Origin of the sequence: Streptomyces roseoviridis (genome assembly GCF_039535235.1) — a bacterium.
Lineage (GTDB): Bacteria > Actinomycetota > Actinomycetes > Streptomycetales > Streptomycetaceae > Streptomyces > Streptomyces roseoviridis.
Genome location: NZ_BAAAWU010000001.1, coordinates 319,806 through 346,101, shown reverse-complemented (window position 1 = coordinate 346,101; position 26,296 = coordinate 319,806). Strand labels below are relative to the sequence as shown.

21 protein-coding genes are annotated in these 26,296 nt (G+C 73.5%); 12 read left to right on the top strand and 9 right to left on the bottom strand.

Going from position 1 to position 26,296, the window contains the following annotated elements; translation table 11 throughout:
- Window positions 1–82 precede the first annotated feature (82 nt).
- From ABD954_RS01575 to ABD954_RS01560, 4 genes are all read left to right on the top strand, one after another.
- Window positions 83–1,006 (top strand): NADP-dependent oxidoreductase, encoded by a 924-nt coding sequence (locus ABD954_RS01575; RefSeq protein ID WP_345491887.1) that lies wholly within the window; start codon window positions 83–85, stop codon window positions 1,004–1,006.
- 130 nt (window positions 1,007–1,136) lie between these two features.
- Complete coding sequence (locus tag ABD954_RS01570) at window positions 1,137–1,934, top strand: VOC family protein (RefSeq protein WP_345483893.1); 798 nt, start codon at window positions 1,137–1,139, stop codon at window positions 1,932–1,934.
- A gap of 122 nt (window positions 1,935–2,056) precedes the next feature.
- Window positions 2,057–2,617, top strand: coding sequence for a PadR family transcriptional regulator (locus tag ABD954_RS01565; protein ID WP_345483892.1), 561 nt, complete (start codon window positions 2,057–2,059; stop codon window positions 2,615–2,617).
- A gap of 76 nt (window positions 2,618–2,693) precedes the next feature.
- Window positions 2,694–4,418 carry an acyl-CoA dehydrogenase family protein gene (locus tag ABD954_RS01560; protein ID WP_345483891.1) on the top strand — a complete coding sequence of 575 codons (1,725 nt, stop codon included), beginning with the start codon at window positions 2,694–2,696 and terminating at the stop codon, window positions 4,416–4,418.
- A 99-nt stretch (window positions 4,419–4,517) separates the two neighbouring features.
- On the opposite strand, the gene ABD954_RS01555 is transcribed toward ABD954_RS01560, so the two are convergent.
- The 3 genes from ABD954_RS01555 to ABD954_RS01545 all read right to left on the bottom strand — a co-directional run bounded on the left by ABD954_RS01555 (window position 4,518) and on the right by ABD954_RS01545 (window position 9,194).
- On the bottom strand, window positions 4,518–6,152 hold the full coding sequence (locus ABD954_RS01555; protein ID WP_345483890.1) for an ABC-F family ATP-binding cassette domain-containing protein: 1,635 nt from the start codon (window positions 6,150–6,152) through the stop codon (window positions 4,518–4,520).
- A 263-nt stretch (window positions 6,153–6,415) separates the two neighbouring features.
- A complete protein-coding gene (locus tag ABD954_RS01550) occupies window positions 6,416–8,215 on the bottom strand; it encodes an ATP-binding SpoIIE family protein phosphatase (RefSeq protein WP_345483889.1) in 1,800 nt (599 codons plus the stop codon).
- 424 nt (window positions 8,216–8,639) lie between these two features.
- Complete coding sequence (locus tag ABD954_RS01545; RefSeq protein ID WP_345483888.1) at window positions 8,640–9,194, bottom strand: helix-turn-helix domain-containing protein; 555 nt, start codon at window positions 9,192–9,194, stop codon at window positions 8,640–8,642.
- Window positions 9,195–9,389: 195 nt separating this feature from the next.
- On the opposite strand from ABD954_RS01545, the gene ABD954_RS01540 reads away from it, so the two are divergent.
- Window positions 9,390–10,517 carry an arylsulfotransferase family protein gene (locus tag ABD954_RS01540; RefSeq protein WP_345483887.1) on the top strand — a complete coding sequence of 376 codons (1,128 nt, stop codon included), beginning with the start codon at window positions 9,390–9,392 and terminating at the stop codon, window positions 10,515–10,517.
- The gene (locus ABD954_RS01535; RefSeq protein WP_345483886.1) at window positions 10,514–12,184 is read left to right on the top strand and encodes a uracil-xanthine permease family protein; all 1,671 of its coding nucleotides are present in this window, start codon (window positions 10,514–10,516) and stop codon (window positions 12,182–12,184) included. The genes ABD954_RS01540 and ABD954_RS01535 overlap by 4 nt, the downstream gene beginning before the upstream one ends.
- A gap of 70 nt (window positions 12,185–12,254) precedes the next feature.
- Here ABD954_RS01535 and ABD954_RS01530 read toward each other — a convergent pair whose 3' ends face one another.
- Window positions 12,255–12,575 (bottom strand): YkvA family protein, encoded by a 321-nt coding sequence (locus tag ABD954_RS01530; RefSeq protein ID WP_345483885.1) that lies wholly within the window; start codon window positions 12,573–12,575, stop codon window positions 12,255–12,257.
- A 187-nt stretch (window positions 12,576–12,762) separates the two neighbouring features.
- Here ABD954_RS01530 and ABD954_RS01525 point away from each other — a divergent pair, with 187 nt between their 5' ends.
- Window positions 12,763–13,395, top strand: a complete 633-nt coding sequence (locus ABD954_RS01525) for a hypothetical protein (RefSeq protein WP_345483884.1) — start codon at window positions 12,763–12,765, stop codon at window positions 13,393–13,395.
- A gap of 446 nt (window positions 13,396–13,841) precedes the next feature.
- Window positions 13,842–14,237 (top strand): hypothetical protein, encoded by a 396-nt coding sequence (locus ABD954_RS01520; protein WP_345483883.1) that lies wholly within the window; start codon window positions 13,842–13,844, stop codon window positions 14,235–14,237.
- A gap of 171 nt (window positions 14,238–14,408) precedes the next feature.
- Here ABD954_RS01520 and ABD954_RS01515 read toward each other — a convergent pair whose 3' ends face one another.
- On the bottom strand, window positions 14,409–14,582 hold the full coding sequence (locus tag ABD954_RS01515; RefSeq protein WP_345483882.1) for a CsbD family protein: 174 nt from the start codon (window positions 14,580–14,582) through the stop codon (window positions 14,409–14,411).
- Between the two features lie 210 nt (window positions 14,583–14,792).
- Here ABD954_RS01515 and ABD954_RS01510 point away from each other — a divergent pair, with 210 nt between their 5' ends.
- A complete protein-coding gene (locus tag ABD954_RS01510) occupies window positions 14,793–15,605 on the top strand; it encodes an RNA polymerase sigma factor SigF (RefSeq protein ID WP_345491885.1) in 813 nt (270 codons plus the stop codon).
- Between the two features lie 163 nt (window positions 15,606–15,768).
- Here the strand turns inward: ABD954_RS01510 and ABD954_RS01505 are convergent, their stop codons facing one another.
- Window positions 15,769–16,026 (bottom strand): WhiB family transcriptional regulator, encoded by a 258-nt coding sequence (locus ABD954_RS01505; RefSeq protein ID WP_382746080.1) that lies wholly within the window; start codon window positions 16,024–16,026, stop codon window positions 15,769–15,771.
- Window positions 16,027–16,239: 213 nt separating this feature from the next.
- Here ABD954_RS01505 and ABD954_RS01500 point away from each other — a divergent pair, with 213 nt between their 5' ends.
- Complete coding sequence (locus tag ABD954_RS01500; protein WP_345483881.1) at window positions 16,240–16,608, top strand: PRC-barrel domain-containing protein; 369 nt, start codon at window positions 16,240–16,242, stop codon at window positions 16,606–16,608.
- A 92-nt stretch (window positions 16,609–16,700) separates the two neighbouring features.
- On the opposite strand, the gene ABD954_RS01495 is transcribed toward ABD954_RS01500, so the two are convergent.
- The 3 genes from ABD954_RS01495 to ABD954_RS01485 all read right to left on the bottom strand — a co-directional run bounded on the left by ABD954_RS01495 (window position 16,701) and on the right by ABD954_RS01485 (window position 19,033).
- On the bottom strand, window positions 16,701–17,303 hold the full coding sequence (locus ABD954_RS01495) for a TIGR03086 family metal-binding protein (RefSeq protein WP_345483880.1): 603 nt from the start codon (window positions 17,301–17,303) through the stop codon (window positions 16,701–16,703).
- Window positions 17,304–17,813: 510 nt separating this feature from the next.
- Window positions 17,814–18,743, bottom strand: a complete 930-nt coding sequence (locus ABD954_RS01490; RefSeq protein ID WP_345483879.1) for an anti-sigma factor RsbA family regulatory protein — start codon at window positions 18,741–18,743, stop codon at window positions 17,814–17,816.
- Window positions 18,740–19,033, bottom strand: coding sequence for an STAS domain-containing protein (locus tag ABD954_RS01485; RefSeq protein ID WP_382746082.1), 294 nt, complete (start codon window positions 19,031–19,033; stop codon window positions 18,740–18,742). The genes ABD954_RS01490 and ABD954_RS01485 overlap by 4 nt, the downstream gene beginning before the upstream one ends.
- 373 nt (window positions 19,034–19,406) lie before the next feature.
- Here ABD954_RS01485 and ABD954_RS01480 point away from each other — a divergent pair, with 373 nt between their 5' ends.
- Both ABD954_RS01480 and ABD954_RS01475 read left to right on the top strand, forming a co-directional pair.
- Complete coding sequence (locus ABD954_RS01480; RefSeq protein ID WP_345483877.1) at window positions 19,407–23,702, top strand: HAMP domain-containing protein; 4,296 nt, start codon at window positions 19,407–19,409, stop codon at window positions 23,700–23,702.
- A gap of 47 nt (window positions 23,703–23,749) precedes the next feature.
- Window positions 23,750–26,260, top strand: a complete 2,511-nt coding sequence (locus tag ABD954_RS01475; RefSeq protein WP_345483876.1) for a SpoIIE family protein phosphatase — start codon at window positions 23,750–23,752, stop codon at window positions 26,258–26,260.
- Window positions 26,261–26,296: the final 36 nt, after the last annotated feature.

Genomic DNA, 26,296 nt, shown 5'->3' with positions numbered 1-26,296 from the left:
CCCGATCGTGGAGCGGTCGCCGCCGGACGGCTCCGGCGGCGGACGACGAAGAATCGACGTGGTACGAAGAGAGGCGGACGGCATGCGCGCCGTGGTCGTGGAGCAGTGGGGCGGACCCGAGAAGCTGGTCGAGCGCGAGGTGGAACGACCCGAGCCGGGTCTGAACGAGGTCCTGGTGCGGGTGCACGCCGCCGGGGTGAACCCGGTGGACTGGAAGACCCGCGCCAGTGGAGCCCTGATCGCCTGGGGCGACGTGCCGGCCGTCGGCTGGGACGTCTCCGGCACGGTGGAGGCCGTCGGTCCCGGCGTCGGGATCTTCCGCCCCGGCGACGAGGTGTTCGGCATGCCGCACTTCCCGCGCCAGGCGGGCGCGTACGCCGAGTACGTGGTGGCCCCGGCCCGCCACCTCGCTCCGAAGCCGGCCTCCCTGACCCACGTGGAGGCCGCGGCGCTGCCGCTCGCCGCCCTGACCGCGTGGCAGGCCCTCGTCGACACGGCCGGTGTGCGCCCGCGGGAGCGGGTGCTGGTGCACGCCGCCGCCGGGGGAGTGGGGCACCTCGCCGTGCAGATCGCCAAGGCCCGCGGCGCCTACGTCATCGGCACGGCGAGCGCGGCCAAGCACCAGCTGGTGCGGGAGCTGGGCGCGGACGAGGTGATCGACTACCGCACGGCCCGCTTCGAGGAGACCGTGACCGACGTGGACGTGGTCCTGGACGGCCTCGGCGGCGAGACGGCCGAGCGCTCGGTGAAGCTGCTCCGCCCCGGCGGGAGGCTCATCACCCTGCCGGGCCCGGACGACGTCCCCGCCGCCCCGGAGGGCGTGAGCGCGGCCTGGGTCCTGGTCGAGCCGGACCACCTCGGACTGCGCGCGCTCGCGGACCTGGTGGACAGCGGGCGACTGCGGCCGGTGGTCGACACGGTGCTGCCGCTGGCCGACGCGGCGAAGGCCCATGCGATCGGCGAGCGGGGCCGCACCACGGGGAAGATCGTCCTCACGGTCGTCTGACCCGGCCGCGGCCTCGCCGCCGCCCGGCCCTGGTGCCCGGGGCCGGGGCCGGGGGCGGGCGCGCCGACGCGCGCCTGCCGGTGCCCGGTGCCACTCTGGGAGCACCCGTGACCGGAGAAAGGGCACCGCCGTGATCACCACTGACTTCGCCCCCGGCTCCCCCTGCTGGCTCGACCTCGGGGCCCCCGACGTCCCGGCCGCCGCGGCCTTCTACGGTGCCGTGCTGGGGTGGGATCACGAGTCCATGGGGGAGGCGGAGGGCATGGAGGGCGGGACGTTCCGGAAGGACGGCAGGACCGTCGCCGGCCTCGGCAAGCTCACCGAGGAGGGAGCCCGCTCGGCCTGGATGATCTACTACACCGTCACGGACGCGGACGAGACGACCCGGGCCGTCGAGCACGCGGGCGGCACGGTACGGGTGGCGCCGAGGGACCTCGGCGACTGGGGCCGGATGGCGCAGTACAGCGACCCGCTGGGCGGCCAGTTCGCCGTCTGGCAGCCGGGGACGGACCGGGGCGCCGAGCTGGTGGACCAGCCGGGCTCGCTGTCCTGGACGGAGCTCTACACGAGCGACGCCGAGGCCGCGAAGGAGTTCTACGGCGGCGTCCTCGGCTGGTGGTTCAGCGACGTGCGGATGCCGGGCGGCGGCACGTACTCCCTCATCACGCCCGCCGGGCTGCCCGAGGAGCGGATGCACGGCGGCATCCTGCAGGTCGGCGCGGACGCCCTCGCCCCGGCGAACGGGCGGCCCTCCTGGCATCCGGTCTTCGCCGTCGACGACTGCGACGCCGCGGTCGAGAGGGTCACCCGCAACGGCGGCAGCGTACCGATGGGACCCGAGGACGCGCAGGACGTCGGCCGGCTGGCCTACTGCCTCGACCCGTCGGACGCGGACTTCGTCCTGCTCACCCCCGCATCCCGCAGCTGACCGACGGGACACGACCGGTCCGGCGCCCGTGCGGGGGCGCCGGACCGGTCATCTTCCCGGGTGAGCGGCGTCTCACCCGGTCGCCCTTGCTATGCAACGAAGTGCATAGCAAGATCGGGCGCATGGCGCTCGACCACGCGATCCTCGTCTCCCTGCTCGAGAAGCCCGGGTCCGGATACGAGCTGGCCCGGCGCTTCGAGCGGTCCATCGGATACTTCTGGACCGCCACCCACCAGCAGATCTACCGGGTGCTCAAGCGCATGGAGGGCGAGGGCTGGGTCGACGTCCGCGACGTGCCGCAGCACGGCCGCCCGGACAAGAAGGAGTACTCCGTCGCCGCCGCCGGACGGGCCGCGCTGTCCGCCTGGCTGGCCGCGCCGATCGAGCCCGAGAGCGTACGGCACGACCTCGCCGTCAAGATCCGCGGCGCCGCCTTCGACGATCCCGCCGCCCTGATCGGCGAGGTCGAACGGCACCGGCAGGCCCACACCGACCGGCTGGCCCACTACCTCGCGGGCGAAGCGCGCGACTTCGGCTCCCCGCCGCCCGCCGCCGCCCCGCTCGACGCCGAACGGGAGCTCCAGCACGTCGTGCTGCGCGGCGGCATCGCCTACGAGCGGATGATGATCGCCTGGCTCGACGACGTCCTCGCCACGCTGGCCCGCTTCCACGACGGGCCCTGACACCCGCCGCGGCACTCCACCCCGTACCACGTCACGCGCACCACCACCCTCGTCCCGAGCCGGAAAGGCGGACCTCATGGCCGATTCGCTGCTGTTCAACCCGCACACCTACGACCCGTCGCACTTCGACCCGGAGACGCGCCGGCTGCTGCGCGCCACCGTCGCCTGGTTCGAGGCGCGCGGCAAGCGCCGGATCATCGAGGACTACCGGACCCGTGCCTGGCTCGGTGACTTCCTCGCCTTCGCCGCCGAGGAAGGACTCTTCGCCACCTTCCTGACGCCGTCGTCGGCCGCCGGCGAGCAGGAGGGCGACAAGCGCTGGGACACCGCCCGCATCGCCGCCCTCAACGAGATACTGGGCTTCTACGGCCTCGACTACTGGTACGCCTGGCAGGTCACCATCCTCGGCCTCGGCCCGGTCTGGCAGAGCGACAACGCAGCCGCCCGCGCCCGCGCCGCCGAACTCCTCTCCCAGGGCGAGGTGTTCGCCTTCGGCCTCTCCGAGAAGTCGCACGGCGCCGACATCTACTCCACCGACATGCTCCTGGAGCCGGACGGCGAGGGCGGCTTCCGCGCCACCGGCTCCAAGTACTACATCGGCAACGGCAACGCGGCCGGGCTGGTCTCCGTCTTCGGCCGGCGCACCGACGTCGAGGGCCCCGACGGCTACGTCTTCTTCGCCGCCGACAGCCGCCACCCGGCCTACCACCTGGTGAAGAACGTCGTCGACTCCTCCAAGTACGTCAGCGAGTTCCGCCTGGAGGACTACCCCGTCGCCGCCGAGGACGTCCTGCACACCGGCCGCGCCGCCTTCGACGCCGCCCTCAACACCGTCAACGTCGGCAAGTTCAACCTGTGCACCGCCTCGATCGGCATCTGCGAGCACGCGATGTACGAGGCCGTCACCCACGCGCAGAACCGCATCCTCTACGGCCGGCCCGTCACCGCCTTCCCGCACGTGCGCCGCGAACTGACCGACGCCTACGTCCGGCTCGTCGGCATGAAGCTGTTCAGCGACCGCGCCGTCGACTACTTCCGCACCGCCGGTCCGGACGACCGCCGTTACCTCCTCTTCAACCCGATGACGAAGATGAAGGTGACCACGGAGGGCGAGAAGGTCATCGACCTGATGTGGGACGTCATCGCCGCCAAGGGCTTCGAGAAGGACAACTACTTCGCGCAGGCGGCCGTCGAGATCCGCGGTCTGCCGAAGCTGGAGGGCACGGTCCACGTCAACCTGGCGCTGATCCTGAAGTTCATGCGCAACCACCTCCTCGACCCGGTCGCGTACGAGCCCGTCCCGACCCGCCTCGACGCGGCCGACGACACCTTCCTCTTCCGCCAGGGCCCCGCCCGCGGCCTCGGCTCGGTCCGCTTCCACGACTGGCGCCCGGCCTTCGACGCGTACGGCCACGTGGCGAACGTCGCCCGCTTCCGCGAGCAGGCGGACGCGCTGTGCGAGTTCGTCCTCAAGGCGGCCCCGGACGAGGAGCAGAGCCGTGACCTCGACCTCCTCCTCGCCGTCGGCCAGCTCTTCGCGCTCGTCGTCCACGGCCAGCTGGTCCTGGAGCAGGCGGCGCTGACCGGTCTCGACGAGGACGTCCTCGACGAGCTGTTCGCCGTCCTCGTCCGCGACTTCTCCGCGCACGCCGTCGAACTCCACGGCAAGGACTCCGCGACCGAACAGCAGCAGCTCTGGGCGCTCGGCGCGGTCCGGCGCCCCGTCGTCGACGAGGCGCGCTCGGAGCGCGTGTGGCAGCGGGTCGAGGCCCTCTCGGGCACCTACGAGATGGCCCCCTGACCCGGCGGCCCCGCCGCCCGTCCCTGATCGGGCGGCGGGGCCCCGCACCTCGGCGGCAGCCGAGCGCCGGGACAGCGCCCTCGCGGGCCGGCCGGCCGCTCACACCTCGGGGGCGGCCGTCTCCCGGAGCGTTCCGCCGTCCAGACGCAGCCAGCGGTTCACCCCGATCTCGGTGAGGAACCGCTCGTCGTGGCTGACCACCACGAACGCGCCGCGATAGGAGTCGAGCGCACTCTCCAGCTGCCCCACGCTGACCAGGTCGAGGTTGTTGGTCGGCTCGTCCAGGAGCAGCAACTGCGGGGCCGGTTCCGCGCACAGGACACAGGCGAGGGTGGCACGCAGCCGTTCGCCGCCGGAGAGCACACCGACGGGCAGATGCGCCCGGGGACCGCGGAACAGGAAGCGGGCGAGCAGGTTCATCCGCTCCGCGTCGGACCGCTCGGGCGCGAACGACGCGAAGTTCTCCGCCACGGAGCGGTCCAGGTCCAGCAGGTCCAGCCGCTGCGAGAGCGAGGCGATGCGGCCGTCACCACGCCGGATCTCCCCGCCGGCCGGGGCGAGCTCACCGGTGATCAGCCGCAGCAGGGTGGTCTTTCCGCCCCCGTTGGGACCGGTGAGCGCGATGCGCTCCGGTCCCCGTACCGACAGGTCGACACCGCCCGCCGCGAACACGTCCTTCCCGTCGTGCCTGACCTGCATCCCCGTGCCGAGGAACAGGTCGCGGCCGGCGGGCACCTGGGTGTCGGGCAGGTCCAGGACGATGAGCTGCTCCTCGCGCAGCGCGCGCCCCGCCTCGTCGAGACGGGCCCTGGCCTCGCCGACCCGGGACGCGTGCACCTGGCCGGCCCGGCCCGCCGACTCCTGCGCACCGCGCTTCATGGTGCCGGCGAAGATGCGCGGCAGCCCGGCGCTCGCGAGGTTGCGGGCGGCGTTGCCCGCGCGGCGCTCCGCGCGCTCACGGGCCTGCTGCAGCTCGCGCTTCTCCCGCTTCAGCTCCTGCTCCGCGTTGCGGACGTTCTTCTCGGCGACCTCCTGCTCGGCCCGCACGGCCTCCTCGTAGGCGGTGAAGTTCCCTCCGTACCACCGCAGCCGGTCGCTGCCGAGTTCGGCGATGCCGTCCACGCGGTCGAGCAGGGCCCGGTCGTGGGCGACCACCAGGAGCAGGCCGGGGAAGTCCGCCAGGACGTCGTACAGCTGGTGGCGGGCGTCCCGGTCGAGGTTGTTGGTCGGCTCGTCGAGCAGCAGCACGTCGGGACGCCTCAGCAGTTGCGCGGCGAGACCGAGGGAGACGATCTGGCCGCCGCTGAGGGTGCTCAGGCGGCGGTCGAGGGCGAGAGCGCCCAGGCCCAGCCGGTCGAGCTGGGCCCGGGTGCGCTCCTCGACGTCCCAGTCGTCGCCGATGGTGGTGAAGTGCTCCTCGCGCACGTCCCCGGATTCGACGGCGTCCAGGGCGCGGATGACCTCGGCCACGCCGAGCACCTCGGCGACGCTGAGCTCGCCGGTCAGGGGCAGGCTCTGCGGCAGGTACCCGAGCGTGCCGGTGACCGTCACCGAGCCCGCGGAGGGCCGCAGTTCACCGGCGATCAGTTTGAGCAGGGTGCTCTTGCCGGCCCCGTTCGGGGCGACCAGCCCCGTGCTGCCGGCGGTCAGGGTGAAGGACAGGTCGTGGAAGACGGGGGTGTCGTCCGGCCAGGCGAACGAGAGGCGGGAGCAGACGACGGTGCCGTGGGACATGGGAAGGACCTCGGAAGGACGGCCGGGGGCGGGCACAGCTCCGCCCCGGGAAGACGTGCGGAAAAGGGGTACGACGAACGGGCCCTCCGGCGCTGCGCTCCTCGGCGCGTCCGGTGGCCGTCAGATCCGGATCTCACCCGGAGATGTCGTCGTCACCCACCACGTCTGTCACTCCTCCGTACACGGTCGACGTTCGCGGCCACCTTAACAGCCGCCCGCTCCAGCCGCTCGGACATGACACGGCTCCGTGAGCCACCTGCGCCTCAGGACGGCATGTTCTGTTCCGCCCAGACCACCTTGCCGGTGACCGTGCGGCACGAACCCCACCGGCGGCACAGCATGTTGATGAGCTGGAGCCCCCGGCCGCCCTCGTCGCTGAGGTCCGCGTGCTGGATCTGGGGCAGGTCGGGGCCGGTGTCCGAGACCTCCACCACCAGGCGCTCCCCGCGCAGCAGCCGCAGACCGCCGGGGCCGTTGCCGTAGCGCAGCGCGTTGCCGACCAGCTCGGAGACGACGAGTTCGCAGACGTCGGCGAGCTCCGCGAGCCCCCAGGCGGCCAGCTGCTCGGTGACGAGGCCCCGGGCGACGGAAGCGGCCCGCCCGTCCTGCGGCAGCTCCCACACCCGCAGGTCTCCGGCCGGGAGCGAGGAGCTCGTGGTGACGAGGAGCACGGCCTCGTCGAAACGGGCGGCGGCCGCCGGAGCGCACTCCACCAGGCCCCCCTGCTCCAGCGATCCGGGGGCCAGGCTCAGCGCCGCCGACCGCAGCCGGTCCAGCTGGACGTCCACGTCCTCGTCCCGCGTCTTGACCAGGCCATCGGTGTACATGATCAGATGGGCGCCCTCCGGGACGCGCACCCGCAGCGGGTCGTACGGGATCACCCCGGCACCCAGCGGCGCGCCGGTCGGCACCGAGACGAACTCGGCGCCGCCCTGACCGTCGAGGAGCAGCGGCGGCAGGTGCCCGGCGCTCGCCAGCGTGTACGTGGAGTCGGCGGGGTCGTAGACGGCGCACAGGGCGGTGGCGACCTGCTCGTCCTCCAGGTCGCGGGTGGCCAGGTCGAGCCGCGCCAGGATCCGCTCGGGAGCCATGTCCAGCGTCATCAGGGTGCGGGCGACGGTCCGCAGGCGCCCCATCGTCGCCGCCGCCGGCAGCCCGTGTCCCATGACGTCGCCCACCATCAGGGCCGTCCGCCCGCCAGGCAGGCCCATCACGTCGTACCAGTCCCCGCCCACCCCGTGACGGGCCACCGAGGGCGCGTACTCGGAGTGCACCACGAGGCCCGGCGTCGCCGGGGTCACCCGCGGCAGCAGGCTGCGCTGCAACGAGACGACGTGCTCGCGCTCCCGTCCGTACATCCGGGCGTTGTCGATGAAGACGGCCGCCTTGGAGGCGAGCTGCTCCGCCAGGGCCAGGTCGGTGGAGGAGAACGGCGGCGTCCCGGGGCCGCGGACGAAGTCGGCGCTGCCGAGGAGCAGTCCGCGGGCGATCAGGGGCACGGCGAGGTAGCTGTGCACCCCGGCGGACCGCATCTTCTCCGCCGCGCTCGCGGTGGGCGCCACCCGGAGGAAGTCGTCGTCCCGCATGCGGCTCAGCAGGACCGGTTTGCCCTGCCGCAGGCAGTACCGGTGCAAGAGCGTCTCGTGCGGCTGCTCGGCGTGGACGAAGGTCTCGCCCAGCGGGGTCGGCTCCAGGGAGGAGAGCTCCTCGATGGCGCACAGCGCCGTCGCCCGCATGGGCGGGATCCCGGGCTCCGTCCACCGGGCGCCCTCGTCACCGCGCAGGACGCTTTCCAGGATGTCCACGGCCGCCCCGTCGGCGAACCGCGGCACGGTGAACTCGGCGAGCTCCTGCGCGGTCCGCTGCAGGTCCAGGGTCGTGCCGATCCGGGAGGTGGCGGAATTCAGCCAGGCGAGCCGGCTGCGCGTGGTGAACCGGTCCGGCGGCTGCAGCCCCCTGCTCCGGCGGAACCGCGCGTTCCCCCCGGTCGTACGGCGCACCGCGGGATTCTGGCCGGACGAGCCCCGGCTGTGCAGACGCCGTCTGCCGCTGCCGCCGTTCACTCTTCCGGCCCCCAACAGGATTCGACGCCACTTGGTGCCCAGTGTGCACCGGAAACCGCTCCCGCGCCTCCTGCCTCGGGGATCTTCACCTCCGGACCGGGCAGTCGGTGCGGCCCGGCGGACCGGTCCGTCACGATCTGCCCGGGAGCGCGCTCCCGGCGCCGGGGGCGGCCGGTTCCAGCCGTACGCGGCAGTGGCCGTTCCAGCCGTGCAGCAGCGGCCCGGGACGGCGGGCCGGACACGCCAGGAGGCCGTCGCCCGCGAGGCCGTCGAGGACGCCCCGCAGCAGGGGGCGTTCGGCGGGCAGTCCGACACCGCGCCGCGCGACGTCGAACTCCCGCTCGGCGCGGGCGGCCTCGCCCGACCGGCCCGTCAGCGCTGCCAGGTGACCACCGGCCGCACCGACGGCCGCCGGCCCGGCCTGTCAGCTCTCCCCGACCTCCACGTGGTCCCCGATCGCCACCACCAGGACCCGCGACCGGGGATCCGTCGTGCGCCAGCGGTGGCGGACGCCGCCCGACAGCAGGAGCGTGTCGCCGGGCCCCAGGCGGTGGACCCGGCCGTCGGCCTCCACCTCCACCGCGCCGTCGGCCACGTACATCAGCTCGTCGTGACGGTGCCGGAACTCGCGGTCCGCCTCGTGCGCGCCGGTGAACTCCAGCGCGTGCAACTGGTGGCGGCCGCGCACCACGGGCCGCACGCGGGCCGCACGGTCGAGGCCGCCGTCGTCGCCGGCGCGCACCACGTCGACCGTGCGGGCCTCGGCGGACGCCGCGAGCAACCGCACCGCCGTCGTGCCGAGGGCGTCCGCGATCCGCTGGAGCGAGCGCAGACCGGGGCGCGCCCGGTCGTTCTCGATCTGGCTGAGGAACGGGGACGAGAGCCCGCTGCGCCGGGCCACCTCGGCGAGCGTCAGACCGAGCGCGCGGCGTCGGCGGCGTACGGCGGCGCCCACCCGCGGTGTGTCCGCAGCCTCCATGAGTTCCCGCCCTTCCCCGCCCCGCCCCGCCCCGCGGCGCCGCGCCCGATCGCACCTGACGGCACCCTACGCGGCCCGCGAGGAGGACCAGGGCACGGTTTCGTACGGCTGACACACGCCCGTCACACCACGCCCCTAACGTCAAAGCCGGTTGTTCTCATCAAAGAAAGTTTGACGACGAGAAGGAGTACCGGCATGCCCGCGATCGACCAGAACTCACGCCGCCGACGACCGACCGGCCTCATCGCCGTCGACGAGACCGCCGCGTTCGACGGACCCACCCTCTACGCCCCGCTCACCGGCAGCGGCGAGGTCTACCTCGTCGATCTCCACGGCCGCACCGTCCACCAGTGGAACCTCCCCTACCGCCCCGGCCGCCACGCCCGGCTGCTCACCGGCGGAACCCTCGCCTACAACGGCGTACTGCCGGGGGAGAAGGCCCTCTTCCCCATGTGGCACAAGTACCGCGGCGGTGTCATGCTCCACGCCGCCCCCGACGGCACCGTGCTCCGGGAGCACCGCGACCCCCTCCAGCACCACGACGCCCACCACCTCGACGACGGCCGCATCCTCTACACCGCCCTGGAACCCCTGACCGGGGCCGATGCCGCCGGGGTACGGGGCGGAGTGCCCGGCTCCGAGGCGCCGGGCGGCGTCGTCTGGGCCGACACCATCAAGGAGGTCGGCCCGGACGGTGAACTCCTGTGGTCCTGGCGCGCCTCCGAGAACCTCGACCGCGAGACCTTCGCCCTGCACGAGGCGTACGCCCGCGAGCACTGGCCCCTGGTCAACAGCGTCACGCCCCTGCGCGACGGCAACGTCCTCGCCAGCCTCCGCAGCGTCTCGGCCGTCGTCGTCATCAGCCGCGACACCGGCGAGATCCTCTGGCGCAGCAGCCCCGGCACGGTCAGCCAGCAGCACGCGCCCACCGAACTCGACGACGGCCGCCTGCTCGTCTTCGACAACGGCGTCTTCCGGCCCGGCCACGACGTCCCCCACTCCCGCGTCATCGAGATCGACCGGGCCGACGGTGCCATCGCGTGGGAGTACCACGACCCGGCCCGCGAGTTCTTCTTCGCGCCGTTCATGGGCTCCGCGCAGCGCCTGCCGAACGGCAACACCCTCGTCACCGACTCCCCGTCCGGGCGGCTCTTCGAGGTGACGCGGGAGGGATACCTGTGCTGGGAGTACGTCGTCCCGTACTTCGCCGGATACGGCGAGAGCGAGGTCCGGGGCCTCTTCCCGTCCGAACCCAACGCCGTCTTCCGCGCCTACCGTTACGCCGCGGCCGACATCCCCTGGCTCCCGGCGGCGGCGTCATGACGACCACCCCCGGCTCCCGGCCGGCCTCCCCCCGGCCCGCGGCGCCCGCCGGCACCGACCCCGCCCGCGCCGGCACCGACCCCGCCCGCGCCGGCACCGACCCCGCCCGCGCCGGCACCGACCCCACCCCCTCTGGTGCCGCCCCCGCTCCCTCCGCCGGCGGTCACCCGCCCGAACCCGAACCCGTCGACGCCCGGCTGCCGGTCCGCCGGCTGCTGCCGCTGGCGGTCCAGCACGTGCTGGCGATGATCGCGGCCCCGGTCGCCACCGTCTTCCTCGTCGCCGGCACCCTGGAGATGCCGCCCGGCGCGACCGCGTCGCTGCTCAGCGCCGTACTGCTGCTGTGCGGCGCGGGCGCGCTGCTGCAGTCCCTCGGCGTGTGGCGGATCGGCGGCCGACTGCCGTTCGTGATGCTGCCCGGCGGCGCGGCGACCGCCCTCTTCCTCCAGATCGCGCAGGACCACGGGGCACCGGCCGCCACCGGAGCCGTGCTCATGGCGGCCCTCCTGCTGCTCTCGGTGCTGCCGCTGTACGCCCGCGTCGTACGGCTCTTCCCGCCCCTGGTCATGGGCGTGACCGTGCTGCTCATCGGGATCGCGATGATCCGGGCGGCCGCCGGACTGGTCACCGGGCCGGACGGCACCGGCGAGCCGCGCGCGGTGGTCCTCGCGGGGCTCACGGTCGCGGCGACCGTCGCCGCGTACGTGCTCCTGCGCGGAGTCTGGCGCCAGACCGCCGTCCTCATCGGGATGGCGGCGGGCACGGCCGTCGCGGTGGCGACCGGCCTCGGTTCCCTGGCCCCGGTGGCCGGCAGCGGTTTCGCGCTGCCCGCGCCGCTGCCCTTCGGGGCACCGCGGTTCGACCTTCCGGCCGCCCTTCCGCTGCTGCTGTTCAGCCTCACCACACTGGCCGAGATCACCGGACAGACCGTCCTGAACAGCGAGACCGCCGGCCGGACGCCCGCCCCCGCGAGGGACGTCCCGCGCGTCGCCCGCGCCGACGCCCTCGTGTCCCTGGCCGGCGGACTCTTCGGCACGTCCCTCATGGTCACCAGCGCCGAGAACATCGGCATCGGCCGGCTCACCGGCGTCCGCAGCCGCTTCGTGACCGCCGCCGCCGGAGCACTCCTCGTCGCCCTCGGCCTGGCCACGCCCGTCTCCCGGGCGCTGGCCCGGATACCCGGGGCCGTCGTGGGCGGCTCCTCGCTCGTGGTCTACGCCGTCATCGCCGTGATGGGCGTGGAGATGCTCCGCCGGGCCGACCTGTCCGGCACGGGCACCGGCACCCTGACGGCCGCGCTCGCGCTCGCCGCGGGACTGCTGCCGCTGCTCGCTCCCGGCCTGTACGCCGGTTTCCCTACCTGGGCCCGTACGGTCCTGAGCAGCGGTGTCGTCGCCGGCACCCTGACGGCGGTCCTCCTCACCGCCCTCCTCGGCCGTGCCGACCGCGCACGCCACCTCCCGGCCCGCCCGCGCCGCCCCCGCGACCACCAGCCGAGAAGGCGCTCCAGGGCCGCACCACGGCCTGACCACCCCGAGCCGCGCGGACGTGCCCTCGCGATCCGAGGGCACCGCGCGGCCACGTCCGTCCCGCAGTGGCCGTGCCGTTGCTCCGCGGCCCCCGACTGGTCTCTGGCCGTCAACTCCACGACCCGGGCCGGAAGATGACGAGTTCGGCCCGACGGCGGCCCGGCCCCGCCGTGGTGCCCCTCGGCGCGGAGGCCGAGGCCCCGGTGACCTACGCCTCCGGCGCCCGCCCCGGGGCACTCGCGGTGCGGCCGCCCGGCAGAGCCCCGGCGGCCGCCGCGTGCAGCGCACGCAGGGCGATCAGGAGCACGCCGATGTCGTCCAGATACACCGGGTCGGGGATGAGGTCGACCGGCGAGACCGTGTACGCGACCGCCGCCCAGAACAGGGCCTTGGACCGCAACGGGACACCGGCGTCCAGCAGCAGCCGGCGCGCCCGGAAGACCCGTACGAGCAGCACGGCCGCGCATGCCGCCACCGCGACCAGGAGAACCACGGCCACGACGACCCAGAGGGTGTGGGTGCTGTCCATGCTGCTCTCCTACCCCGCGACGACGACCGGTCCGCCCGGCCGCCCGCGACGACCGGCCGCGACGCGGACAAGGCTACGACGCCGAGCGACCGGGGTTTGACACTCCGAGATGCGGCAAGCCGAATTTAGAGGCGCCTCGCACACCCTGACGAACAGCCAGCCGGAGTCCCCCTCCAGGAAGGCAGTCATGTCGACCCTGACCGCAGTTCTCATCATCGGGGCGACGGTCGCCGCGCTCGTGGCGGCCGCTGTCCTGCTCCGGGCCCGCTCGGGCACGGGCAGCGGCACCCGCTCCCTCAGACGACGCTTCGGCCCCGAGTACGACCGCGCCCTCGAACGGCACGGCGGCCACACCGAGTCCGCCCATCACGACCTGCGCGAGCGGCTCGAACGGTACGGCGGAGTCCGCCCGCTGCCGCTGGAGCACGCCGTCCGCGAGCACTACGCCGCTCAATGGACCATGCTCCAGGAGCGCTTCGTCGACGCGCCGCGGCAGGCCGTCGCCGACGCCGACGAGCTCCTCGCCCGGATCGCCGCCACCCGGGGCTTCCCGGAGCCCGACGCGCGCGAGGAGCAGCTCGCCGCCCTCTCGGTGCACCACCCGCACCACGTGGAGAGCCTGCGCACCCTCCGCCGCACGGCGCAGTCCCCGTCCGCCTCCACCGAGGAGCTGCGGGCGGCCCTGCTCCACGTACGCCCCCTGTTCGAGGAGCTGACGGCGGCCGCGACCCGGACCGGTGACCGACCCGACCGGGCCGGCGCGGAGTCCGGGCGACACCGCCGCGGACATCTCCTCAAGCCGAAGGGAAGTGGTGCGTGATGGCACAGAAGCATCCGAACCGGCGGACACCGGGCGGGGCCGAGGGACACGCGCGGCGCGCACCGGCCCCGCCGAAGCCCCCGGGAGCGGCAGGACCGACGGGCATGGCCGCGGGCACCGGCGGCCCGGCGCCCGCCGGAAGCGGGACAGCCCGCTCCGCCACCGCGCCCGCCCGGCCCGCCGCGACCGCCCGGCCCGCCGCGACCGCCCCGACCGGCCCTCCCGCGCCACCCGCCACCGCGCCATCCGCCACCGCACCGCCGGCCACCGCACCGCCGGCCACCGCACCGCCGGTGGCCGGGCCCCCGGTCGGCGCGCCGCCCCCGCCGCCCACGCCCGCCCCGCCGCCGGCGATACCGCTGTCCCAGGCGCCGCAGTCCGCAGTCCCGTCCGAGGACCCCAGTGCCACGGGCCGGAGCGGCGGGAGCCGCACCCACGCTCCCGCCGTGACCCCCGCCGCACCGCGCGGACGGGACACGGCGGACCGGCCGGGCGACGGGCCCGCCCCCGACGACGGCCGGAGCCCGGGACACGGGCCCGCCGCCGGCGCCGGCCCGGCCGGCCCGCTGCTCGGCGACGGCGAACGCGACCGTCTCGGCGAGCGCCTGCACCACGCGCTCACGGCGTTCGTCGACTCGCCGCGCGACTCGGTCGCCGAGGCGGCCGAGGTCCTCGAAACGGCGGAGCGACAGCTCATCGCCTCCCTCAGGGACCGACGCGCCGCGCTGCGGGCGGGCTGGCAGGAGAACGGCGACCCGGACGGCCCGGGTCCCGACACCGAGCAGCTACGGCTCACCCTGAGGACCTACCGCGAGGTGACCGAACGGCTGCTCCGCGCCTGACCCGGCGCGGCGCCCGGAACGGCGGAAGCCCCCTTGGAGTCCAAGGGGGCTTCCGCCGTTCCGGCGCCGAGGGGCCGCCCGCCCACGTCACGCCCGCGCCGCGAGGGGCACGGCGAAGGGGCGGCCCGCTGTCGCGGAGCCGCCCCTTCGCCGCCGGACGAGGGCCGTGCCTCAGTGCTTGAACACGTCCTTCGCCTTCTCCTTAGCATCGCGCGCGTCGCCCTTGACCTGCTCGCCCCGGCCCTCGGCCTCGAGGCGCTCGTCACCGGTCAGCCGCCCGGCCGCTTCCTTGATCTTGCCCTTGGCCTGCTCGGTCTTGGCCTTGCTCTTCTGCTCACCGGACACAGTCGATCACTCCTTGTCCGCTCGGCAATCTCTCGCAAAGACGCCTGACCCCGAACCGCGACACCAAACCCTCGAAAAATTTCTGACATGAGCTGCGGAAGCGGGGGTAAGCGAACCTCTCACGGGGCAACCGCTACCGACGGACGAGAGAAGGTCATCACAGTGCCGACCGAGGTGACGACGCAGACGAGGGCTGGTGTCGAGACGGGTATGGAGGACCTGCCCGTACTCGAATCTCCCCGCAAGGTCGCTCCGAAGGACGCGCGCGAGCTGTCGAAGGTCTTCTTCGACAAGCTGGCGGTGGTGGAGGAGGGGACCCATGAGTATCAGTACGTCCGCAACACGCTGATCGAGATGAACATGTCGCTCGTCCGCTACGCCGCCGGCCGGTTCCGCGGCACCCGTGGCGACGAGATGGAGGACATCGTCCAGGTCGGCACCATCGGCCTGATCAAGGCCATCGACCGGTTCGACCTCTCCCGCGAGGTGGAGTTCACCAGCTTCGCCGTCCCCTACATCGTCGGCGAGATCAAGCGCTTCTTCCGTGACACCTCCTGGGCGGTCCACGTGCCGCGCCGTCTGCAGGAGGCCCGGGTGGAACTGGCCAAGGCGACGGAGGAGCTGAGCTCCCGCCTCGGCCGCTCGCCGACGGTGGCGGAGCTGGCCGGCCTGATGAACCTCTCCGAGGACGAGGTGATAGAGGCGCGGATCGCCGCCAACGGATACAACTCCGCGTCGCTCGACGCCGCCATCGGCCCGGACGGAGAGGACGACGCCGCGGCGCTCGCCGAGTTCATCGGGGTGGAGGACCCGGCGCTCGAACTCTTCGAGGACTTCCACACCCTCGCTCCGCTGCTCGTCGAACTGGACGAGCGCAGCCGCAGGATCCTGCATCTGCGTTTCGTCGAGGAGATGACGCAGTCGGAGATCGGCAACGAGCTCGGCATCTCCCAGATGCACGTCTCCCGGCTGCTCTCCCGCAATCTGGCCCGCCTGCGCAAGGGCATGCTCGACCGGTCGTAGGCACGGTCCCGTGCGTGGGCACGGACCGGGCCGCAGGCACCGGTCCGCTCGTCGGCGCGGACCGGTGCCACCGACAGGGCCGGACGCCGCCCGCACACGGAACGGCCTCACCGACTCCTTGCGGTGAGGCCGTTCCGTCCGTCCGTCCGTCTGTGGCCTCTCATCACGTGTGGTCCGCCCGGCGACGCCACTTCCGCTTCAGCGCCTGCCGCTCGTCCTCACGCAGGCCGCCCCACACGCCCGTCACCTGACGGGAGTCGTCCATGGCCCAGCGCAGGCATTCCTCGCGCACCGGGCAGCGCCCGCAGACCTCCTTGGCCTCCTCGGCCTGGATCAGCGCCGGTGCGCCGGTCCCCACGGGGAAGAAGAGGTCGGGGTCGACATCCTGGCAGGCCGCACGTGCGCGCCAGCTGTCCAGCATCGGTTCCTCCTTGGCATGCGTTGCTCCGCCCGCCGCGCCGAGTGCGCGGCGGGCCTGTCCGGCGCCGTTCCTCCGCTCGTAACCCCAGACGCGGATTTCACGCATGCGGCGGGGCGGGGGAATGCGTCGCCGGGCTCGGGGCAGGCGGAGTCCAGGCGGGAGACACCCGCTGCGAAGGGCACGCCGTCCTTGCTACCGGAGGAGTTGTTTCGCGTGACTGAGCACGTCTGGAGCTACAAGTCGACCGCGGGTCACCTGGCCGGCACCGACCTGACCGGCTACAAGGTCGAGGCGGTCGACGGCAGCATCGGCAAGGTGGACAAGCACTCCGACGAGGCCGGGGACGCCTATCTGGTCGTGGACACCGGGGTCTGGATCTTCGGCAAGGAGGTCCTGCTGCCGGCCGGCGCCGTGGTGCGCATCGACGTGGACGAGCAGAAGGTCTACGTCGACCGGACCAAGGAGCAGATCAAGGACGCCCCCGAGTTCGTCCGCGAGAAGCATCTGCACGATCCCGAATACCGCCAGGATCTGGGGTCCTACTACGGCATGGGCGGCCCCTTCGGGGGCCCGGTGGTGTGAAGGCTCCTGAGCCCGCGCACGCGCGCGTGAGGCACTGCGAGGAGGGCCCGGACTCGTCGAGTCCGGGCCCTCCTCGCATGGTGCCGGTCCCGTCACCCCGGCGTCGGCGGCGTCCAGCCCGGGTCGCGGCCGCTGAGCCCGACCGTCCGGTCGAGGAGCGGGGCATCCTCCGGTACGGGGACGACGGGCCCGAAGATGTCGCCGCGGCTCTCGTCGTCCTCGGACGCCCGCAGGAAGGCGTAGGAGGCGCGCAGAGCGGCCCCGTCGGGCGCGTAGGGCAGTCCGGTCGCCCGGGCCAGGTCCCAGCCGTGCACGACCAGCTCGTCGGCCGCCACCGCACCGGCGACCTCACCGGGCAGGTCCACGCCACCGGCGCGGGTCATCCCGGCCCACGCGTCCGGCTGCCGCCACGCTTCGGCCAGCTCGCCGAGGACCCGGGGGAGTTCCTCGCGCCAGGCGTCGGAGAGCGACGGCGCCTCGGAGTCGGGCGCGGTGTCCGTCGTGGGGCCCAGGTCCTTGCGGGCGGCGTCGCGGAAGGCGACGGCCAGTCCGGAGATGTGGCCGAGCAGGTCGCGCACCGTGTAGTCGGGGCAGGGCGTCGGGTCGTCGAGCCGCGCGTCGGGGACACCCGCCGCGAGACGGGCCACGATCCGGGCCTGGGGCATGAGGTCGAGAGGAGGCGTCGCGCCGGTCATCCACCGCTCCTTGTCTGAGATGGGCCGAAGGGTAGACCGGCACCGTGGCCCGTACTCATCGGCCGCCAGACCGCGGCTCCTGCCGGGCTGTGCCGGGAATTCGTGTTCGGTGGGGAGGCGGTGGCTTCGGCCGGGCTGTGCCGGGGGTTCGTGTTCGGTGGGGAGGCGGTGGCTTCGGCCCGGTTGTGCCGGGGGCTCGTGTTCGCGGGCAAGCGGTGGCTCCTGCCCGGTTGTGCCGCGGGCTCGTGATCGGCGGGCAGGCCGTGGCCCGTACTCATCGGTCGGCAGGCGGTGGCCCGCTCCGGGCCGGCATCCCGGCTCCGGCCGCCTCCCGTGCTGCCGACGCCCGGTCCGTGCCCCCGGGGCGACCGTCCGTCCGCCGGGCGACCGTCGCCGTCCGAGTCGCGCACCGGCAGGCCCCGGCCCCGACCCGGCGCCAGGGTTGGACGAGGAGCGCCCTTCCCGCCGGACAGCGGGCCCCGCGCGATCGTGCGCGCGCCCCGCCGGCCGCTACAGGCTCAGATAGAAGCGCACCGTCGTGCCGTCGTCGCCGGTGTGCACGCGCACCAGGTCGGACACGTAGTGCACCAGCATCAGGCCCCGGCCGCCGATCTGCCCCGGCTGCGGGGGCCGGCGGCCCGCCAGGGGATCGGACAGCCGTCCTGCGTCGCGCACCTCGCACACGAGCTGCCCGGCCTCGCTCCACAGCGCCAGCGTCCCGCGCCCGCCGCCGTGGATCACGCTGTTCGTCGTCAGCTCGGCGACGGCCAGCTCCGCATCGCCCAGTCGCTGGCCCGCGAGCCCCAGCAGTCCCGCCTGGGCGACGGCGAACCTGCGGGCCGTCGGGAGGTCGTCGCCGTCGAAGGCGAGGACCGCGGCCTCCGTCACGGCCGACAGCGGCTCGTTGTACCGGGAGACGACCGCCTCCCAGTCGTACGCCTCGCTGTTCTCCTCCCGGCCACCGCTGATGAGCGTGGGGTGGGTCATGCGCGCGTCGGCGATCACCCTCGGATCCAGCCGCGCCTCGTCGTACGGGCACAGGATCGTCACCGCACGGCCCTCGAAGGCCGCGTTGATCAACGCCTCGTGCTGCGCGCACGCCGGGTACTCCACCGCGCTGCGCCCGGCCCAGATCGGCTCGCCGATGATCCGCACCCGCCCCTGCGGGTGGGCGTCGGCGAAGCCGCGCAGCACCCGGGGGATGATCCGCCCGGGGTTACGGCCCACATCGGTCATGTCGAGGAAGAGAACGCCTTCGGCCTGAGCGCCCAGGCCCTTCCGGATCAGCTCCAGGTTGGGCCCGGGGACCGCCACGGCCAGCGGCTCACCACTCGCCAGGCCCTCCCGCAGGAAGGACACGGTCTGCTGCGTGTACTCCTCGTCGGTGCGGTAGAACAGCGCCGGGTGCACGAACCGCTCGTCGGTGCTCACGGTGCTCATCGCCGCACCACCTCGATCTGCGGGAGGTCCGGCCAGAACATCTCCAGCACGCGCGGGAGCTGGGGCGGCGGGTGCTGCACCACCACCCGCCCCTCGGTCAGGCCCATGGCGGTGACGGCCAGTGCCGTCACCCCGGCCACGTCCACGAAGGAGACGTCCGACAGCTCCACGTAGGACACGCCCGAGTGCTGCCGCGCCAGGCCGGACAGAGCCTCCTCCCAGGACCCGCGGGTGACCTCGCTGATCTCACCGCAGGCACATATCCCGGAACGACCGGGCAAGGGGCTCACCTCCAACGCGGCCCTCGCTGACGCCGTCACGCCGGGCCCGCCCACCAGATGCGGGTCATCTACGCTCGGACTCCTCCACGATCCGCCGGCGGCCCGTCGGCGTTTCGGCTCGCCGGGCCGGCAGGCAACGTCTTCCAGCTGTGCAGCCTATCCCGACCTCGCGTTCCCAACCGCTCCGGGGGCCGCCGATCTTCCGGAGCGCCGCGCGGCGGGACGTCCGGGGCGGTCGGGACGAGTGTGTGGGGCCGTGCAACCGGTGGGGTAGCCTCCGGGGCGGTACGCGCCCCGCCATCTGGCGGAATGTCAGGTGATGGTCGGGGGAGGATCGGGTGTGCCGGGACTCTGGCCCGGCGATCTACGGAGGCGACGTTCGATGGCTGGCCCTACAGCGCCCGGAACCGCACGGACGGGCAAGGACACGGAGTCCCCGGCCGCCGCTCCGGCCGGCGAGTCCGAGCTGCGGTTGCTGCTGGCCGGCCTGACGGCCGTACGGGACGGTGACTTCGGCACCCGGTTGCCCTCCGACGCGGACGGCCTGCTGGGCGAGATCGCCATGGTCTTCAACGGCATGGTCGACCAGCTGTCGCTGTTCACCTCGGAGGTCACCCGGGTGGCCCGGGAGGTCGGCACCGAGGGGCAGCTCGGCGGGCAGGCCCAGGTGCCGGGCGTCTCGGGCACCTGGGCGGACCTCACGGACTCCGTCAACGCGATGGCCGGCAACCTGACCACTCAGGTGCGTGACATCGCGCAGGTCGCCACCGCGGTCGCCAAGGGCGACCTGTCACAGAAGATCACGGTGGACGCGCGCGGCGAGATCCTGGAGCTGAAGAACACCGTCAACACGATGGTCGACCAGCTCGGGTCGTTCGCCGGCGAGGTGACGCGGGTGGCGCGGGAGGTCGGCACCGAGGGGATCCTCGGCGGGCAGGCCGACGTCAAGGGCGTGTCGGGCACCTGGCGCGACCTGACCGACTCGGTGAACTTCATGGCCGGGAACCTGACCAGCCAGGTCCGGTCGATCGCCCAGGTCGCCGCCGCCGTGGCGGAGGGCGACCTGTCGCAGAAGATCACGGTGGACGCCCGCGGCGAGATCCTCGGCCTGAAGGAGACCATCAACACGATGGTCGACCAGCTCGGGTCGTTCGCCGGCGAGGTGACGCGGGTGGCGCGGGAGGTCGGCACCGAGGGGATCCTCGGCGGGCAGGCCGACGTCAAGGGCGTGTCGGGCACCTGGCGCGACCTGACCGAGTCCGTCAACGTGATGGCCGACAACCTCACCGCCCAGGTCCGGGCGATCGCCGAGGTCACCACGGCGGTGGCCAAGGGCGATCTGACCCAGAAGATCCGCGTGGACGCCCGGGGCGAGATCCTGGAGCTGAAGACCACCATCAACACCATGGTCGACCAGCTGTCCGCCTTCGCCGACGAGGTCACCCGGGTCGCCCGCGAGGTCGGAACCGCCGGCAACCTCGGCGGCCAGGCCACCGTGCGGGGCGTCTCCGGCACCTGGAAGGACCTGACCGACAACGTCAACGTGATGGCGTTCAACCTGACCGGCCAGGTCCGGTCGATCGCCCAGGTCGCCGCCGCCGTCGCCCGCGGCGACCTGTCCCAGAAGATCACGGTCGAGGCGGAGGGCGAGGTCGCCGCCCTCGCCGGCGTGATCAACACCATGGTGGACACCCTGTCGGCGTTCGCGGACGAGGTGACCCGGGTGGCCCGGGAGGTCGGCACCGAGGGCATCCTCGGCGGCCAGGCCCGCGTGCCGAACGTGGCCGGGACGTGGAAGGACCTCACGGACAACGTCAACTTCATGGCGCACAACCTGACCAGTCAGGTGCGCAACATCGCCCAGGTCACCACGGCGGTGGCCCGCGGCGACCTGACCCGCAAGATCGACGTGGACGCCCGGGGCGAGATCCTGGAGCTGAAGACGACCATCAACACGATGGTGGACCAGCTGAGTTCGTTCGCCGCCGAGGTCACCCGCGTCGCCCGCGAGGTCGGCAGCGAGGGACGGCTCGGCGGACAGGCCGAGGTCGCGGGCGTCTCCGGCACGTGGAAGCGCCTGACGGAGAACGTCAACGAACTGGCGGGCAACCTGACCCGGCAGGTCCGCGCGATCGCGGAGGTCACCAGCGCCGTGGCGGCCGGTGACCTCACCCGCTCGATCACCGTGGACGCCTCCGGAGAGGTCGCCGACCTCAAGGACAACATCAACTTCATGGTGGAGTCCCTGCGGCAGACCACGCGCGCCAACGAGGAACAGGACTGGCTCAAGACCAACCTCGCCCGCATCACGGCCCTGATGCAGGGCCGGCGCGACCTCACGGTGGTGGCCGAGTCCATCATGGACGAGCTCACGCCGCTCGTCTCCGCCCAGTGCGGCGCCTTCTACCTGGCCGAGGACACGGCGGACGGCACCGTGCTCAAGCTCGTCGCCTCCTACGCCTTCCCGGACGGCGCCCGGCCGACCCGCTTCCGCCTCGGCGAGTCCTTCGTCGGCCAGGCCGCCCGCAGCAGGCGCCCCATCGCCGTCGACGACCTGCCGGCCGGCTACCTGCCGGTGGCCGGCGGCCTCGGCCGGACCGAGGCACTGTCGCTCATCGTCCTGCCCATCGTCGTCGAGGAACAGGTCCTGGGCGTCATCGAGCTGGCGTCGGTGCACCGGTTCACGCAGATCCACCGGGACTTCCTCGACCAGCTGATGGAGGCGATCGGGGTGAACGTGAACACGATCGTCGCCAACGCCCGCACTGACGAACTGCTCGGCGAGTCCCAGCGCCTCACCGCCGAACTCCAGGCCCGCTCCCAGGAGCTCCAGGCCCGCCAGGAGGAACTGCAGCGCTCCAACGCCGAGCTGGAGGACAAGGCGGCGCTGCTCGCGGCCCAGAACCGCGACATCGAGACCAAGAACCTGGAGATCGAGCAGGCCCGCCAGGAACTGGAGGAGCGGGCGCACCAGCTCTCGCTCGCGTCGAAGTACAAGTCCGAGTTCCTGGCCAACATGAGCCACGAGCTGCGGACCCCGCTCAACAGCCTGCTCATCCTCGCTCAGCTGCTCGCCCAGAACCCGACCCGCAACCTCACCGCCAAGCAGGTCGAGTACGCCGGCATCATCCACTCGGCCGGCTCCGACCTGCTGCAGCTGATCAACGACATCCTCGACCTGTCGAAGGTCGAGGCCGGGAAGATGGACGTCAACCCCGAGGCGGTCCCCGTGGCCGGGCTCCTCGACTACGTCGAGGCCACCTTCCGTCCGCTGACCGGCCAGAAGAACCTCTCGTTCACCGTCCGCACCTCGCCGGACGTGCCGGACGAGCTCCTCACCGACGACTACCGGCTGCGGCAGATCCTGCGCAATCTGCTGTCCAACGCGGTCAAGTTCACCGAACAGGGCGGCGTCGAGCTGCACATCGAGCCCGCCGAGGAGTCCCGGATCCCCGACATCGTCCGCCGGGACGGCCCGGTCCTGGCGTTCCGGGTGACCGACACCGGAATCGGCATCGCGCCCCAGCACCTGGAGACCGTCTTCGGCGCCTTCCAGCAGGCCGACGGCACCACCAACCGCAAGTACGGCGGCACCGGCCTCGGCCTGTCCATCAGCCGCGAGATCGCCTACCTCCTGGGCGGCGCCATCACCGCCGAGAGCACCCTGGGCAAGGGCAGCACCTTCACCCTCTACCTGCCGGCGGCCCGTACGGACTTCACCGAGGCCGAGCCCGTACGGCCCCGGCGCTCGGGCGAGCAGGCCGCCATCGAGGCGGCCGACCGGCCCGGCGAGGACGCGGCGGGCGCCGCGCCGACCGCACAGCAGCGCCGCCTCCTCGTGGTCGAGGCCCGGCCCAACGGTCTGCTGACGCTGGTCGCCGAGAGCGCCCTCGGCGACCTTCCCCGCCAGGCCGGGGCACCCGGTCAGCGCGGCGTCGAGGTCATCACCGCGGTCGGCGCCCAGGAGGCCGCGGCCACCCTGGCCACCCACCCCTGCCACTGCGTCGTCCTCGAACTGGACGCCGACGGCGCCGCCCTCGCCCTCCTGGAGGGGATGGAGCGCGACCCGGCGCTGCAGACGGTGCCCGTCCTGGTCCACACCAGCCGCGGCGTCGCGTCCGAGGACGAACGGCTGCTGAAGCGGCAGGACGGCGCACGGCTCCTGGAGCTGATCACCAGCCTCGACGAACTGCGCGAACGCATCGCCCTGCACATGAGCGCCGACCGCCCCGCGGACGTCGTCCCCCTGGTGCGCGGCACGGACGGCGCGAGCGTCGTGTGGCAGTCGGACGTGGACGCGTCGCTGGCGGGCCGGACGGCCCTCGTCGTCGACGACGACGACCGCAACCTGTACGCCATCACCGGCATCCTCGAACTGCACGGGATGCGCGTCATGCAGGCGGAGAACGGGCGGGCGGCGCTCGACGCCCTCGCGGCGCACCCGGAGATCGACGTGATCCTGATGGACGTGATGATGCCCGAGATGGACGGCTACACGGCCACCGCCGCCATCCGGTCGATGCCGGAACACGCCCGGCTGCCCATCATCGCGGTCACCGCGAAGGCGATGGTCGGCGACCGGGAGAAGAGCCTCGCCTCGGGAGCCACCGACTACATCACCAAGCCGGTCGACTCCGGGGAGCTGATCAGCCGCATCAAGCACCACCTGGCGCTGTAGCGGGCACGCCGGCGACAAGCATCCCACGGATCCGAGGAGCGTCCTTCGTGCACCAGTCCTCCCAGCCGCCCGGCCCGCGCGGCCGCGTGGCGGCCGCCCCCGACCCCGCCGCCGACGGGCGCCGGGTCGGGCCCCAGCGCGGCGTGGTCGCGCGGCCGGCCGCCGCCTCCGGCCACGACGGAGAACCCGCCGTCGGCCGCGGCGCGGACGCCTCGGCCGTCGGCCGGCTGGCGACCACCGTCGAGCGCCTGCGGCAGGAGCTGCAGCGGGCCCAGGAGGACGCCGCCGGACGGGCCCTGGTGGAGATGGCCGTGGGCATGCTGATCGAGCGGCTGCGCTGCGGTCCCGCCGAAGCCGCCGTCCAGCTGTCCGATCTGGCCGCCCAGGCCGACGTGTCCGTCCTCGAACTCGCGGCCGACCTCGTCAACCACGCGGCCGCCGACCGGATCTCCGCCATCGCCCGCGAGTTCGTCCGCTCCTCGGCCGAGCCCGCGGCCGACTCCGCCGCCCTGCGCCTGCGCTGCGCCGAGGCGCACGCCCTGACGGGAGGGGACACCGCGGCGGCGGCCCGCTCGATGCTCGAACAGGCGCTGCGCCCCCTCGGCGCGGTCGCCGTCGCCATCTGGGCGGCCCACCCCGACCAGTCGCTGTCCCTCGCCGGCAGCGCCGGCTTCAGCGCCCAGGAAGCCACCCGCTGGCGGCACGTGCCGCCCGGCGTGCCCACGCCCGCCCGCCGGGCGCTCGACGAGCGGGCCGCCGTCGGCTACGCCACCCTGGCCGAGGCCGCCCTGCCCTCCATCGGGCAGCACGACGTCCGCGGCGGACGCCTGGCGGTCCCGGCCGGCATCGGCGGACGGCTCACCGGCGCACTGGAGATCTGCTGGCCGGACGAGCTGCCCGCCCTCTCCCAGTCCCTGGAGCGGCAGTTCGAGGCCCTCGCGGAGCTCGCGGCGGCGACCCTGGAGACCTGGGCCGACCGCGGCACCGCCGACCCGGCCGAACCGGACGCGCAGCTGGAGGACCTCCGCCGGCTCGTCGACGGCCTCTCCGACCCGTGCCTCGTCCTCCAGGTGGCGCCCGACAGCACCGAGCTGCCGCTGGAGTTCACCATCCGGTACGTCAACCCGGCCTTCGTCGACTTCGCCGGCCGCCCCGCCGGCGCCGTCCTGGGTGCCCGGCTCCTCGAGGCCTACCCGCTCGCGGCGGAGACCGGCGGCCTCATGGAGAAGGTCGAGCACGTCTTCGTCACCGGCGAACCGTTCCGCGCCGCCGATATGCAGCTCACGGCGATGGTCGAGGGAGTCCCGCTCAGCGCACGGGCCAGGGTCAGCATCAGCCGGCACGGCGACAGCCTGGCGGTCGTCTGGCGCCTGGACGACGGCACGCCCCGGGTGGCGCGACTGCTCCAGCACGCGCAGCGGCTCGGACGGATCGGCGGCTTCGAGGAGAACCTGCAGACCGGACAGATCGCCTGGAACGAGACGGTCTACGAACTGCACGGCCTGCCGCCCACCGCCCAGCCGATCCCGCTGAACCAGCTCGCCGAGCACGCTCACCCCGACGACCAGCACAGCATCGGCCGGTTCCTGCGCACCCTGCTGCACCACGAACGCCCCGCGTCGACCGCCTTCCGGCTGCAGCGCCCCGACGGCGTCGCCCGTCACATCCGGATCGTGGCCGAACCGGTGCGCGACCCCGACGCGGGCCTGCGGATCGTCCGCGGAGCGTACCAGGACATCTCCGCCCAGCACTGGACGGAAGTGGCCCTCGCCGCGACACGGGACCAGCTGGCCCAGACCGAGCAGCAGGCAGCCGAGGGCAACCGCTTGGTCCTGCAGCTGCAGCACGCCATCATGCCGCCGAGCCGCGGCACCGTGAACCTCCACGACCTGCGGGTGGCCGTCCGCTACCGGCCGGCCGAGAAGGAACACCTCGTGGGCGGCGACTGGTACGACACCCTGATCCTGCCCTCGGGCGAGGTCCTGCTCTGCGTGGGCGACGTCGCCGGCCACGGCATCGACGCGGCCACCGGCATGGTCGCGCTGCGCAACGCCCTGCGGGGCCTGGCCGCCACGGGCGCCGGCCCCGCGCAGATGCTGACCTGGCTCAACAGCATCACGCACCGGCTCACCGAGAACCTCACGGCCACGGCGGCCTGCGGGCTGTACGACCCCGCGACCCGCCGCCTGCGCTGGGCACGCGCCGGTCACCTGCCCCCCGTCCTGCTGCGCGAGGGGCGCGCCACCGCCCTTCCCCAGCTCGGCGGTATCCTCCTCGGCGTGCTGGAACAGGCCGAGTACGACGAGGACGAGGTCCACCTCCAGCCCGGCGACATCCTCGTGATGTACACCGACGGCCTCATCGAACGCCGCGACCAGGGGCTGCAGACCTCCCTGGCGAACCTGGTCGCCCTGACCGAGAGGGCCGACAGCGAGTCGGGGGAGCGCCCCAACCCCCTCGAGGCGCGCCTGGACCACCTGCTGCGCTACAGCGGCTCGGACACGGACGACGACACCTGCCTCGTCGGCGTCTCGGTTCAGAGTCCGGAGCGCGGGTAGACCCCTATCCGTCCGTACCCAAGGAGAACACCATCA

Excerpts from the sequence above, each read along its gene's own strand:
- ABD954_RS01575 (WP_345491887.1), top strand. The coding sequence starts at position 83 with ATGCGCGCCGTGGTCGTGGAGCAGTGGGGCGGACCCGAGAAGCTGGTC.
- ABD954_RS01565 (WP_345483892.1), top strand. The coding sequence starts at position 2,057 with ATGGCGCTCGACCACGCGATCCTCGTCTCCCTGCTCGAGAAGCCCGGG.
- ABD954_RS01560 (WP_345483891.1), top strand. The coding sequence starts at position 2,694 with ATGGCCGATTCGCTGCTGTTCAACCCGCACACCTACGACCCGTCGCAC.
- ABD954_RS01555 (WP_345483890.1), bottom strand. The coding sequence starts at position 6,152 with ATGTCCCACGGCACCGTCGTCTGCTCCCGCCTCTCGTTCGCCTGGCCG.
- ABD954_RS01545 (WP_345483888.1), bottom strand. The coding sequence starts at position 9,194 with ATGGAGGCTGCGGACACACCGCGGGTGGGCGCCGCCGTACGCCGCCGA.
- ABD954_RS01540 (WP_345483887.1), top strand. The coding sequence starts at position 9,390 with ATGCCCGCGATCGACCAGAACTCACGCCGCCGACGACCGACCGGCCTC.
- ABD954_RS01535 (WP_345483886.1), top strand. The coding sequence starts at position 10,514 with ATGACGACCACCCCCGGCTCCCGGCCGGCCTCCCCCCGGCCCGCGGCG.
- ABD954_RS01530 (WP_345483885.1), bottom strand. The coding sequence starts at position 12,575 with ATGGACAGCACCCACACCCTCTGGGTCGTCGTGGCCGTGGTTCTCCTG.
- ABD954_RS01525 (WP_345483884.1), top strand. The coding sequence starts at position 12,763 with ATGTCGACCCTGACCGCAGTTCTCATCATCGGGGCGACGGTCGCCGCG.
- ABD954_RS01510 (WP_345491885.1), top strand. The coding sequence starts at position 14,793 with ATGGAGGACCTGCCCGTACTCGAATCTCCCCGCAAGGTCGCTCCGAAG.
- ABD954_RS01505 (WP_382746080.1), bottom strand. The coding sequence starts at position 16,026 with ATGCTGGACAGCTGGCGCGCACGTGCGGCCTGCCAGGATGTCGACCCC.
- ABD954_RS01495 (WP_345483880.1), bottom strand. The coding sequence starts at position 17,303 with ATGACCGGCGCGACGCCTCCTCTCGACCTCATGCCCCAGGCCCGGATC.
- ABD954_RS01490 (WP_345483879.1), bottom strand. The coding sequence starts at position 18,743 with ATGAGCACCGTGAGCACCGACGAGCGGTTCGTGCACCCGGCGCTGTTC.
- ABD954_RS01480 (WP_345483877.1), top strand. The coding sequence starts at position 19,407 with ATGGCTGGCCCTACAGCGCCCGGAACCGCACGGACGGGCAAGGACACG.